9 protein-coding genes are annotated in these 12,658 nt (G+C 54.3%); 6 read left to right on the top strand and 3 right to left on the bottom strand.

The window, feature by feature from the left end:
* Window positions 1-27 precede the first annotated feature (27 nt).
* Complete coding sequence (gene yoaA, locus QWY27_RS03705; protein ID WP_290194843.1) at window positions 28-2,013, top strand: DNA repair helicase YoaA; 1,986 nt, start codon at window positions 28-30, stop codon at window positions 2,011-2,013.
* 31 nt (window positions 2,014-2,044) lie between these two features.
* Here yoaA and QWY27_RS03700 read toward each other — a convergent pair whose 3' ends face one another.
* Complete coding sequence (locus QWY27_RS03700; protein ID WP_435433439.1) at window positions 2,045-2,893, bottom strand: outer membrane protein assembly factor BamD; 849 nt, start codon at window positions 2,891-2,893, stop codon at window positions 2,045-2,047.
* A 53-nt stretch (window positions 2,894-2,946) separates the two neighbouring features.
* On the opposite strand from QWY27_RS03700, the gene QWY27_RS03695 reads away from it, so the two are divergent.
* The 5 genes from QWY27_RS03695 to phaR all read left to right on the top strand — a co-directional run bounded on the left by QWY27_RS03695 (window position 2,947) and on the right by phaR (window position 7,879).
* The gene (locus QWY27_RS03695) at window positions 2,947-3,906 is read left to right on the top strand and encodes an RluA family pseudouridine synthase (RefSeq protein WP_290194841.1); all 960 of its coding nucleotides are present in this window, start codon (window positions 2,947-2,949) and stop codon (window positions 3,904-3,906) included.
* A complete protein-coding gene (gene pgeF, locus QWY27_RS03690) occupies window positions 3,897-4,697 on the top strand; it encodes a peptidoglycan editing factor PgeF (RefSeq protein ID WP_290194839.1) in 801 nt (266 codons plus the stop codon). The genes QWY27_RS03695 and pgeF overlap by 10 nt, the downstream gene beginning before the upstream one ends.
* An 81-nt stretch (window positions 4,698-4,778) precedes the next feature.
* Window positions 4,779-6,401 carry a class I poly(R)-hydroxyalkanoic acid synthase gene (gene phaC / locus QWY27_RS03685; protein ID WP_290194837.1) on the top strand — a complete coding sequence of 541 codons (1,623 nt, stop codon included), beginning with the start codon at window positions 4,779-4,781 and terminating at the stop codon, window positions 6,399-6,401.
* Window positions 6,402-6,461: 60 nt separating this feature from the next.
* A complete protein-coding gene (gene phbB / locus QWY27_RS03680) occupies window positions 6,462-7,199 on the top strand; it encodes an acetoacetyl-CoA reductase (RefSeq protein WP_290194835.1) in 738 nt (245 codons plus the stop codon).
* A 110-nt stretch (window positions 7,200-7,309) separates the two neighbouring features.
* Window positions 7,310-7,879: a polyhydroxyalkanoate synthesis repressor PhaR gene (gene phaR / locus QWY27_RS03675; protein ID WP_290194832.1), complete on the top strand. Its 570-nt coding sequence runs from the start codon at window positions 7,310-7,312 to the stop codon at window positions 7,877-7,879.
* 6 nt (window positions 7,880-7,885) lie between these two features.
* Here phaR and cphA read toward each other — a convergent pair whose 3' ends face one another.
* Together cphA and QWY27_RS03665 are read right to left on the bottom strand one after the other, a co-directional pair.
* A complete protein-coding gene (gene cphA / locus QWY27_RS03670) occupies window positions 7,886-10,456 on the bottom strand; it encodes a cyanophycin synthetase (protein ID WP_290194829.1) in 2,571 nt (856 codons plus the stop codon).
* 44 nt (window positions 10,457-10,500) lie between these two features.
* On the bottom strand, window positions 10,501-12,657 hold the full coding sequence (locus tag QWY27_RS03665; protein ID WP_290194827.1) for a cyanophycin synthetase: 2,157 nt from the start codon (window positions 12,655-12,657) through the stop codon (window positions 10,501-10,503).
* Between the last annotated feature and the right edge of the window lies 1 nt (window position 12,658).

The following is a 12,658-nucleotide window of genomic DNA, read 5'->3' as shown; positions in this document are numbered from 1 at the left end:
GATCCGGCTTGCCCTTTGGTGTCATCTATGCGCGAATCGACGATTTCCGAGCTTTTTTCCCTTGAAGGTCCCTTAGCCAGTATGTCCCCTGGCTTTCGTGTGCGACCGTCTCAGATCGAGTTGGCTCAAGCTGTCGAGCGCACGATTGCCGAGCGCTCAACGCTTGTTGCCGAGGCGGGAACGGGAACGGGTAAAACCTGGGCCTACCTTGTGCCTGCCTTACTGGGGGGCGGCAAGGTTTTGATTTCGACTGGTACGCGCACTTTGCAGGACCAGTTGTTTGCCCGTGATTTGCCTAAGGTGCGTGAGGCGCTGCGGTTGCCGGCCTCCATCGCCTTGCTCAAAGGAAGAGGTAATTACGTCTGTCACTACCACCTGGAGCGTATTCAAGGCGAAGATCGCGCCTTGCACTCCCGTGCGGAGGTTCAGCAATTACGCCACATTCAAACGTTTTCTCAACAGAGTCAAACAGGGGATCGCGCAGATCTGCCCTCTGTCCCCGAGGATGCGGAGATTTGGCAGCGCGTGACCTCAACAAGAGAAAACTGCCTTGGACAGGACTGCCCGAATGTTCGGGACTGTTTCGTTCTGAAAGCCCGTCGCCAAGCGCAAGAGGCTGAGGTCGTGGTGATCAATCACGCGTTATTTATGGCGGATCTGATGCTGCGTGACGAGGGCATCACGGATCTGCTGCCAGCAGCCGACACGGTTATTTTTGATGAGGCACATCAGCTGCCTGATACGGCCACCCGTTTTTTGGGGACCAGTGTATCGACTCATCAATTGCTTGATTTGTCCAAACTGGTTGAGACAGCGGGTTTGGCGCATGCGCGTGAGTTGACTAACTGGTCTGAGCAGGCTCGCCGTATTGAGCATGCGAGCAAGGAGCTCAGGCTCAGTTGTGCAGCACTTGAAAAAATGCCCGCGCGCCGAGTGACTTTTGAGGCCTTTCCCTCGCCTGAGGGTTTCGATACGGCGCGAGATGTCTTGCAATCTGCGCTCGATGAGATTGCCCGACTGCTTTCCAGTGTTGAAGAGAAACATCCGGATTTGGCTGCGGCGGCACGCAGCTGCCATGAGCTCGCAGAGCGTTTATCTCAATGGGGAAAGCCTGGACGCACCGATCGTTTGCCGATCGAGGCTGATCAGGAGGTTGTTCGCTGGGTCGAGTTGGGGTTGCACCATGTTCGACTGCATGCCGCACCTCTGTCCGTAGCAGAGGCGTTTTCTCGCTACAGGCAGGGCGGACAGGCTTGGATCTTTACCTCTGCCACCCTTTCAGTGCATGGTGATTTCTCTCATTTCACATCCCGTTTGGGTCTTGAAAAAGCTGAAACGATGCGTATGGAGTCACCGTTCGATTACGCCAATCAGGCTCTGCTGTTTGTTCCGAGGAGTTTGCCGGCACCACAATCGCCTGATTTTTTGCCTGCATTCGTCGATACGCTCATTCCTTTGATTCAGGCCAGTCAAGGAGGAGCCCTTGTGCTGTGCACGACTTTGCGAGCTGTCGAGCGGGTGGCAGGATTGCTGGCAGACGCGTACGACCAGCTCGGTCTGACCTGGCCCATCATGCGTCAGGGAAATGGCACGCGTAGGGATTTGCTCGAGCGCTTCCGTACCCTTGATCATGCGGTGTTGGTAGGCAGTGCAAGTTTTTGGGAGGGGATTGACGTGGCGGGAGATCGCCTCACTCTCGTTGCAATCGACAAGCTTCCCTTTGCTCCGCCCGATGATCCAGTGCTGGAAGCGCGGTTAAAAGCCTGCCGCAGTCGGGGTGGCAACCCCTTCATGGAGTATCAGCTTCCGGAAGCTGCCATCGCGCTCAAACAGGGTGCGGGTCGCCTGATCAGAACGGAAACGGACTGGGGGGTACTAATGGTAGGCGACACCCGCCTGGTGGACAAACCCTACGGTAAACAGCTCTGGCGAGGACTGCCGCCTTTCGCCAGAACGCGCGATGTCTCAGAGGCGATCGCTTTTTACCAACGGCACCAAGAGGCTTTAGGCTAGAGCCTTAGCTCTGTTAACTAGCCTCTCTGCCTTAGAACAGGCGCAATGGATTCCAAGCGCTGTACTTGTTGGGGAAGCCCTCGGAGATGAGCTTGGTTTTGGGAAAGTTTTGCAACAATACGCGCTCGGAGTCGTTGCGAAGATCGGTCATACCAAGCTTTTCATAAGACATCATCATGATGTAGAGGGCAGCTTCCGCAGCGGGCACGCCTTGATAATCTGTGATCACACTTTGCGCACGATTAATGGCGGCAACATAAGCATAGCGATCATAGTAAAAACGCGCGATCGCCAACTCATTCTCAGCCATGGTGTTGACCAGCCAAGCCAGACGTTTGCGGGCGTCGGGTGTGTAACGGCTGTCCGGATACTGTTGAACGAGTTCAGTGAATGCGGCAAAGGATTGACGCAGTGCACGCACATCTCGCTCGCCGGGATTTTGTCGGGTGATGCCTGAAAAAGCTGCGCTTGGAGGTGTGAAGTTAACCAGCCCTTTGAGGTAGAGGACGTAGTCCATTGAGGGGTGGTTGGGATATTGTTGTTGAAAACGGTTCAGCGTTGCCAATGCGAGCTCGGGTTCTTTGTCTTTCCATTGACAATAGGCCAGGTTGATTTGCGCCTGTTGGGCGTAGATACCGAAGGGAAACCGCGCTTCGAGTGCAGTGAAGCGCTCTTTGCACACTCGCCAGTTGGCTGCGTTCATTTCAGCTTTTCCGTCTTGGAAAAGTTTCTCGGCGTTCCAGTTGGCAGTCGGGTCGTATTCGGGAGCTTTGGTGCCGCAGCCAGCAACAAGCGCTACGGCGCCAAGCATCAATAACACGCGACTGGCGAGTTGCCCCAGCGCTTGTTTGGGAAGAAAAGAAAAGGCAGTGCGACTCATCACGAGATGATCCTTGGTGTTAGCATTCTCAACTGATTATAAGACGAGTCCAAATGCCTGATACCCCTATTTCTGAAGAAGTTCTACCGGACGATGAGCCGCAGACTTTCCTGGTGACCGATGAGATGCCGCTTGAGCGTCTGGACAAGGTTCTTGCCCAGTTAATGCCCCAGCACTCACGCAGCCGTTTGCAGTCCTGGATTGAACGTGGGCATGTGCTCGTCAACGGGCAGGTTGCGCGTGTGCGACAGACCCTGCGAGAGGATGATGTCATTGCTGTGTATGAGCAGCCCTCGCCAGAGGAGGGAGCCTTCAAACCTGAACCGATTGCGTTCGAGGTTCTAGGTGAAAGTCCAGACTGGATCGTGGTCAATAAGCCTGTCGGGCTGGTAACCCACCCGGGAGCGGGCAACTGGACCGGTACGCTTTTGAATGGTTTGCTGTACCGCTATCCTGAGTTGGCGCAGGTGGCCAGAGCGGGGATTGTGCATCGCTTGGACAAGGATACTTCCGGGCTGCTGGTGGTGGCCAGAAACGAAGTGTCCCAAACACATCTTGTCCGGCAACTCCAGGCGCGTACGATGGGGCGGGAGTATCTGGCTTTGGCACACGGACGCATGCTCGCAACCGGCACGGTCGATCGTCCGATCGGGCGGGATCCGCGTGTGCCGGTGAGAATGGCTGTTGAGCGACCCAGCGCACCCAAAGCAGCTGTGACTCACTACGAGTTGATGCGCGTAGGGGAGTACCTTGGCTCTAATATTTCCCAAGTGCGTTGTCGTTTGGAAACCGGTCGTACACACCAAATCCGCGTGCATCTGGCGAGTCTGGGTCACCCCTTGCTTGGTGATACGCAATATGGTGGCCGGATTTTAGGGGATGCCAATCGTCAAATGCTTCATGCCTACCAAATTCGATTTGAAGATCCCGGTCATGTAGGGCAGGAGGTGAGCTTTACCGCGCCACCTGCCGAGGACCTTTTGCGTGTTCAAGAGCACATTCAATGGAAATAAACGACGCGAGTTCGATTCCCGTGGTGAGGCCTCTGTCGGAGTGGCCAGGTGTGCATGCGTTCTGTACCACGCGAACGGGTGGGGTTGGCGTACCCCCCTACGACACGCTCAATCTTGGACTGGGCGCAGGCGATACCGTCCACACCGTTTTGGCCAATAGACGCATACTTCGTTCTCTGATCCCCGCTGAACCCGCTTGGCTCAAACAAGTCCATGGTGTTCGGGTGGTCGATGCGGATGATCACCAGATCTTTTCTGATGACCAGCTACCCCCGGAGGCTGATGCGGCGGTCACGACGCAAGCTGGGCGCGTGTTGGCTGTGTTGACGGCCGATTGCTTGTCTGTCGTACTGTCTGACGATCAAGGTACAGTGTTAGGCGCTGCACACGCGGGTTGGAAGGGGCTGGCTGCAGGTGTTCTTGAAGAAACCCTTGCAATGATGCGGTTGAAACAACCGCTTGGACGCCATTGGCGGGCATGGATTGGGCCAGGCATCGGTGCTGCGTCCTTTCAAGTGGGGGCGGATGTCCTAGAGGCTTTTTCTGCCGAGTTGGATGAGCAACCCTCCCTGTGTGTGCCGGATCCTTCCGAGGATGCGCGGTGGCGTCTCGATCTTGCCGGTTTGGCTCATTTGCGTTTGCAAAAGATGGGCGTGATGACAATCGAACAGAGTAGTTGTTGTACTTTTACCAACCCTAAGCAATTCTTTTCGTATAGGCGTGATCGAATAACTGGGCGCATGGCAACCGTTGCCTGGTTGACAACTTATGCCGGTAGATGTGCTAATTGATGTTGCGGCAGTTTCCCCTGATTGACATTCTTTGCTTTGCGGCGCAGGATTGAATCGCTGCGTGCTTACAGAGGTCACGATTTGAATTTTCCTTTTCCAAATGGTTGGGTTCCCCCTAACGGCATTCCACCCGAAGAACTCGTCAAGATTCAGCAAGATTTTTTAGAGGGTTGGAAACGCATTTCTCAGGATGCGAGCGACGGTCATTTAACGCCTCTCAAAGACAGGCGTTTTGCGGCACCTGCCTGGCAAGCGAGCCAACCACATTTGTTGATGGCGCATTTGTATCTGCTGTCTGCGGATGCGATGAGCCGCATGGTAAAAGCCTCTGCAGCCGACCCTGCGGTCAAGAACAGACTGGAATTTTCAGTCAGCCAGTGGCTGGACGCTTTGTCTCCCGCCAATTTCTTGGTGACCAATCCTGAAGCTCAGGCGGCTTTGCTGGAATCCAAAGGGGAGACGATTGTTGCGGGGATGAATAATCTCTTGTCTGATTTGCAAAAGGGACGGATTACCCAGACGGACGAAACGAAATTCAGGATTGGTGAAAATGTGGCGACCACCGCGGGTGCGGTAGTCTTTGAAAACAAATATTTTCAATTGCTTCAGTACGCACCCAGCACCTCCACTGTTTTTCAAAAACCGATCCTTTTTGTTCCACCCTGTATCAACAAGTTTTACATTCTTGATTTGCAGCCGGAAAACTCTCTGGTTCGCCACCTTGTTGACCAGGGCTTGACCGTATTTATGATCTCCTGGCGCAATCCCCTCCCCGAAGATACGGATGGGATTGAAAAAGCGACTTGGGATGATTATCTGGAGCATGGCGTTCTTAAAGCGATCGAGGTGACACGCACGATTTCAAAGCAAGCTCAGATCAATGCCCTGGGTTTCTGTGTGGGGGGCACCATGCTTGCCACCGCACTTGCTGTGGCCGCCGCACGTGGCGAGGAACCCGTTTCTGCCGTCACGATGTTGACAGCGATGGTTGACTTTAAAGACACTGGGATGCTCGGCGTGTTTGTGGACGAGCAGCATGCCCGATTGCGTGAACAACAGATCGGTCAGGGCGGATTGATGTCCGCACGGGAGTTGGGTTCAACATTTTCTTTTCTGCGCCCCAACGAGCTTGTCTGGAATTATGTGGTTTCCAATTATTTAAAAGGCGAAAAACCTGTCGCCTTTGATTTACTTTTTTGGAATAGCGATGGCACGAACTTGCCAGGGCCGTTTTTCTCTTGGTATTTCCGTAATACATATTTGAATAATAAATTGTGTCGACCGAACCGCCTGACTTGTTGTGGCGAGTTGATCGATATGCGTAAAGTCAAGATTCCCGCTTTTATCTATGCCTCGCGCGAGGATCACATCGTGCCTTGGCAATCAGCGTTTGCCACGTTATCGCTTTTTGGTGGCGACAACACTTTTGTCCTGGGTGCTTCGGGACATATCGCAGGTGTCATCAATCCACCGGCGAAAAACAAGCGTAGTTATTGGGTGGGCTCTTCAAAGGCCAACCACAAAAATTCTGAGGAATGGGAACAACAGGCAATCGAAAAACCAGGCAGCTGGTGGCCAGCTTGGCTCGAATGGCTCACTGCCCACAGCGGCAAGCGCGTGCGTGCGCCAAAGGTTTTAGGGGACGCGCGTTTTAAAGTTCTCGAGGATGCACCGGGTTCTTATGTGAAGGTGAGAGCGATATAGCGTTTGATGTTTTTATGTGCAGTTCAATGCAGTGCGCAGGAATAACCAGGGAGATCAAATATGAGTGCAAAAATTGCGTATGTCACGGGAGGGATGGGTGGTATCGGCACTGCAATTTGTCAGCGTCTGGCCAAAGATGGGATGACGGTGATCGCAGGTTGTGGGCCCAGCCGGGATCATCAGCAGTGGATTGACGAACAGGCAGCCCTCGGTTTCAAGTTTTATGCATCCGTTGGCAACGTTGCGGACTGGAACTCCTGCGAGGCAGCGTTTAAGAAGGTTGTGGCAGAGCATGGTCCGGTGGATATTCTGGTGAATAACGCTGGGATTACCCGTGACGGAGTCTTTCGAAAGATGACGGCGGAGGATTGGCGTGCTGTGATGGATACCAATCTCAATAGTTTGTTCAACGTCACCAAGCAAGTGATTGATGGCATGGCGGATCGAGGTTTTGGGCGTATCATTAACATCAGTTCGGTGAATGGCCAGAAAGGTCAGTTTGGTCAATGTAATTACGCGACGGCCAAAGCGGCGATTCACGGATTCACGATGTCGTTGGCGCTTGAGGTTGCCAGCAAGGGCGTGACGGTCAATACCGTATCACCCGGATACATTGGAACAGATATGGTGCGTGCGATTCGTCCGGATGTGCTGGAAAAAATTATCGCAACGATTCCTGTCAAGCGGTTGGGTCGTCCCGAGGAGATTGCCTCGATTGTTGCCTGGATTGCTTCTGAGGAGTCTGGATTTTCAACTGGTGCGGACTTCTCATTGAACGGTGGTTTGCATATGGGCTAGCGGATGACCCGTGCCGGTTGGGTCAATCGATCCAACTGGCAAGTTGGTCTCGAGTGGCTGAGTAATGCGTATTTAAGTGGTCAAATAGACAGATAGATCTGGGGACAGTAATGACTGAAGCAGCAACGGGCGCATCCGTACGCCTGATTAAAAAATATCCCAACCGTCGTTTGTACGATACCCAAACCAGTACTTACATCACACTTGCTGATGTCAAGCAGCTGGTGCTGGAAAACGAATTGTTCAAAGTCGTCGATGCGAAGTCCTCCGAGGATTTAACCCGCAGTATTCTGCTCCAGATTATTCTCGAAGAAGAAAGTGGCGGCATGCCGATGTTCTCCTCAACCATGCTCGCGCAAGTGATCCGCTTTTATGGTCATGCCATGCAAGGCATGATGGGATCATATCTTGAAAAAAACATCCAAGCTTTCATGGAAATTCAGGAGAAGATGGCTGATCAGTCCAAGGGACTCTACGGTACCAATCAGTTTGCTCCCGAAGCGTGGTCACAATTTATGACTGCACAAACGCCCATGGTGCAAAACATGATGAACAACTACGTCGAGCAAAGCAAGAATCTGTTTTCTCAGATGCAGGACAAGATGCAGGATCAGACACGCGCGATGTTTTCGACGTTTCCCTTCCCGCCCGGATCATCAGGCGAGAAAGGAAAAACCTAATACACCTCAGCCCTGCCCGACACGCAGGGCGATGTGATCGAGCGCTTCTTGCACCTGGTCGATCAAGATCAAACACAGATCCCCAGGTTGCAGTTTGGCCAAGGCCGTATCAATGGCCAAAAACTCTCCCCGGATCTCGATAATCTCCTTGGTGCGAGAGACATTTTTCAGACCTTGTTGCAGAAGCGCGAGAACCTCTCCGTCTTCGCGTCCGCGCTGGCATTGATCCTGATACAAGATTGCTTGATCAAATGCTTCGCCAAGAATTTCTGTCTGACGCACGATATCTTCGTCACGTCGATCCCCCGCGCCACTGATGACAACCATTCGACGTTTGGCCGGCATGGTTTCGATGGCTTGAATGAGCGCCTGAATGGCATCGGGATTATGTCCATAGTCGGCAATCAGCGTCGCGCCGCGATATTCAAAGACATTGAAACGGCCGGGCGCAGTCTGGGCATCGTTGACGAAGGTCGAAAGTCCAATGGCGATTGTTTGCCAGTCAATGCCAAGCGACCAGGCTGCTGCAACAGAGGCCATCGCATTTTCATTTTGAAACGTAATGCTGCCATTGCGTGTTAAAGGAATGGACTTCAGGGGAATCCTGTTTTCAAAACTACCTTCTTGGGCGACGATGGACTCGCCGTCGATAAACACCACACGCTTGCCTTGGGCGCGATGGGTGTTTAGAGCAGGGTTCAGGCGATCTGTCGCAAAAAGCACCACTGATCCCGGACATGCATCAGCCATTTTTAGAACCATTGGATCCATGGCGTTGAGCACTGCGGCACCGGTTGGCGCGACGTTTTGAACGATGACTCGCTTGACCAGCGCCAACCCATCGAAGGATGTGATGAAGTTCATGCCAAGATGGTCGCCCACCCCCAAATTGGTCACGACTGCGACATCGCACCTATCAAAGCCGAGGCCTTCGCGCAAAATCCCGCCACGCGCTGTTTCGAATACTGCGGCATCGACATCGGGGTGCATCAGCACATTGCGGGCGCTTCGCGGACCGCTGCAGTCGCCAGTATCAATGCAGCGTTGCTCGATATACACGCCGTCAGAGTTTGTCATCCCCACGCGCTTGCCACTTGCGCGAATGATGTGCGCAATGAGGCGAACAGTCGTTGTTTTTCCGTTCGTTCCCGTCACGGCCACCACAGGGATGCGCGCGTTGTCGCCTTCTGCAAACATCGTCGAGATGATGGCTTCCCCGACAGGGCGTGCTTTACCGAAAGAGGGACTGAGATGCATGCGCAGTCCGGGAGCCGCATTGATTTCCACAATTCCGGCTCGTTGCTCCTCCATCGGTTTGATCACGGTTTCGGCTACCAAATCGACGCCGGCAATATCGAGGCCGACCATCTGGGCGGCCGTAATCATGCGAGCGGCAAGTTCTGGATGCACTTCGTCTGTGACATCGGTCGCGCTGCCGCCCGTGCTGAGATTGGCGTTATTACGCAACAAAATGCGTTGTCCATTTTCAGGGATGGATTGGGCGGTCAGGCCCTGATTGGCAAGCGTAGCCAATGCGATATCGTCGAGACGAATCTTGGTCAGCGCTGTGGCGTGGCCATCACCGCGCAAGGGATCGAGGTTGACCGTTTCAACAAGTTGCGCGATGGTGTGCTGACCGTCACCGATCACACTCGGCGGATCGCGTCTGGCGGCTGCGATCAGCTGGTTGCCAATCACCAGCATTCTGAAATCGTGTCCTGGAATGTACTGTTCGACGATCACGTCACGACTGATCGTGCATGCGACATCAAAGGCTTTGTTCAGCTGTTCTCGCGTTTCGATATTGACGGCGACGCCTTTGCCCTGATTGCCGTCGCGCGGTTTGATCACCACAGGCAAACCGATTTGATTCGCGATTTCCCAGGCTTGGTCTGGATCACGTGTGACATGACCCTCTGGCACGGGCACGCCAGCAGCTTGCAGAAGCATTTTGGTGAGGTCTTTGTCCTGGGCGATGGCTTCGGCGATGGCGCTGGTCCCGCTTGTTTCTGCGGCCTGAATACGCTTTTGTTTGCTACCCCAGCCAAACTGGACCAGACTCCCTTCAGTCAAGCGTCGATATGGTATGCCTCGAGCGACGGCAGCATCGACAATCGACCCCGTGCTAGGTCCGAGCCGAACATCTTCGTCGAGCTCGCGTAACTCGGCCAGCGCGCGTTTGATGTCAAACGGGGAATCGTCGAGTGCCGCCTGACACAAATTTTCAGCCAGTTCCAGTGCGCGCCGTCCAACAGGCTCTTCGCTGTATTGAATGACGATCTGAAAAACGTTTTGCTCAGGTGTCGCGGTCGTTTGTCCGAACGCCACAGGACACCCTGCCGAAGCTTGCAGTCCAAGCGTGATGGCCTCGAGAGCGTGTGCGACCGTAATGGGCTCTTTGTGGCCCAGGGGACGCAGTGGTTTCATTTCAGGAAATCGGGCTCGCAACCTTGTGACAAAGCCTGGCATCTGGTCCAGGTCTGCCTCATCTCCCGTGCAGGTGACAACCGCCTCGATGGCGGTGTGACGACTCCACAAGTTAGGGCCACGTAAGGCGCGAATTCTAGAAACTTCCATTTGGATTCCTGGGAGATAAAGAGGGGGGCGATTGGAGTTGTGGTTTAGTTTATTTCAAACGCAATGAGGCCGGCTTCGATTAGTTCGGGAGAGACCCCAAGTGCCCAGGCCGCCGCAGCGGCCGCGAGCACGCTGGTGATGTGCACGGACTGGTCGTTCTGTCTGATGACCGGGATTGAAGCAATCGGGCAGAGATTGCGGCGCACGGAACCTTCGGCCAAAATAAGCTGTCCGTGATCGACAAACACGGCGCGCGCACCGTTCGCAATATGTGCAGTCAGTGCAGGCAGCTGAGCCTGATGACTAAACAAGGTAACGGTGCCATCACAATATTGAGCCAAACCCATCACGCGCGCATCGTTCGCATTTAGAATCGCCATGCCACTTGGCAACACGACATCCATCTGTGTCCGGTAGATGTTCACCAGATCAATCTCGTCACATATTTCGTAGGCGGCAAGATCTTCTGTCCAGTCGACGTTGGTGATGATGCCGACTTCACAGCGTTCGTAAGAGAGTCCCTCGGTCAGGATCTGTTTACAGCCGTTTTCGATGATGGCGGCTTCTACCTCTCGGTTCAGCAGGACGCGTCTGCCGTTCGCATGGTCGGCACAGTTGCCTGCGCGAAGCTTGCGGCGATCAACGAACAGACCTTCGCTCGAAGCCAAGCCAGTGCGCCAGCCATGCAGGGTCAGGAGATTAAAGAGGAGCTTGCCAGTGAGCGTCTTTCCACTTGTTCCGGTGATGCCTACAACAGGCACTCTGGCCATATCGCCTGGCGGAAAGGTGTAGCCAACGATGTCCTTGCCGACTTGTCTGGGCCGCCCCAGTGCAGGTTTGAGGTGCATGAGCAAACCCGGGCCTGCATTGACTTCTACGATTGCGCCGTGCTGTGCGGCGAGAGGTTTTGAGATGTCTTCAGCGACCAGGTCAATGCCCGCGATGTCCAAGCCTACTATCCGGGCAGCTGTGCAGGCGATGGCAGCGACATCGGGATGGACTTCATCCGTGCAGTCGAACGCCACATTGCCGTTACGTTGGATCGTGATCTCTTGCCCGTTTTTGGGGACGTCGTCGGGGGCAAAACCCTGTCGGGCAATTTCGAGGATGGCAGCGGAGTCCAGACGGACGTAATTCAGCGGCTGATCTTCCTCGTGGCCCCGTCGAGGGTCCGCGTTGAGTTGCGAGTCGATCAGTTCCCGGATTGTTTGATGGCCGTCGCCGGTAATCGTGGCATATTGGCCTTTTGCAGCGGCGATCAATTTGCCACCCACAATCAGGAGTCGATGCTCATTGCCCCGGATGAATTGTTCAACAATGACGCTCGAGCCTTCCTCGATCGCGACCGAGTAAGCTTGATCGATCTCTTCTTTTGAAGAGAGGTTGGTAAATACGCCGCGCCCATGGTTGCCATCGCTTGGTTTCACCACGACAGGCAAACCTAAGTCTTGCGCAGCTTGCCATGCGTCCGCAGCACTGTTCACTTCGCGCCCAACTGGTACGGGCACGCCGCAGGCCTGAAGCAGGCTCTTGGTCAGATCTTTGTCGCGGGAAATGGTCTCGGCAATGGCGCCGGTGTTGTCTGTTTCCGCAGTCCAGATGCGGCGTTGATTGACGCCATAGCCTAGTTGCAGCAGGTTTCCGGCACTTAATCGAATAGCTGGAATATCCCGATCGTCTGCGGCATCAACAATGCATGCTGTGCTCGGACCGAGGCAATACTGCAGACGCAAGTCATGAAGCGTCTGGATCATTTCGCTGACTTCGACGGGTTCTTGTCTGATCGCGCTGAGGATTAGCGTCCGGGCAAATTCAAAAGCTTGTCGCGTCACCGTTTCGTGCCAAGCGCGGACAACGACTTTGTACAGTCCCGGCTGGGAGGTGGCTTGGGTTTGTCCAAAGCCGCCGGGCATGCCGGCGAGTTGTTGCAACACGAGCGTGAGGTGCTCAAGTAAATGAGGAGACCAAAAACCTGAGGACAACAAGGAGGGAGTATCCCGCGATGCTTCGATGCCTGGGCCTGGATACGAGAGGGTGGGTACCATGAGGCATAAACGCTCGTATGCGGCGCGCAGGGTCGGCGCAGGGAGCGTTTGTAGGCCATCAAATTGAATCCACGCCTCAATGACGGGGCGATAGGTCCAGATGTTCGGTCCGCGCAAATGGATACTGCGCAGAATCGAGATGTTACATGTGCTCATA

The organism is Zwartia vadi (assembly GCF_030410375.1).
In the GTDB taxonomy this organism is placed as follows: domain Bacteria; phylum Pseudomonadota; class Gammaproteobacteria; order Burkholderiales; family Burkholderiaceae_B; genus Zwartia; species Zwartia vadi.
This window is presented reverse-complemented; position numbering and strand designations above follow the sequence as displayed.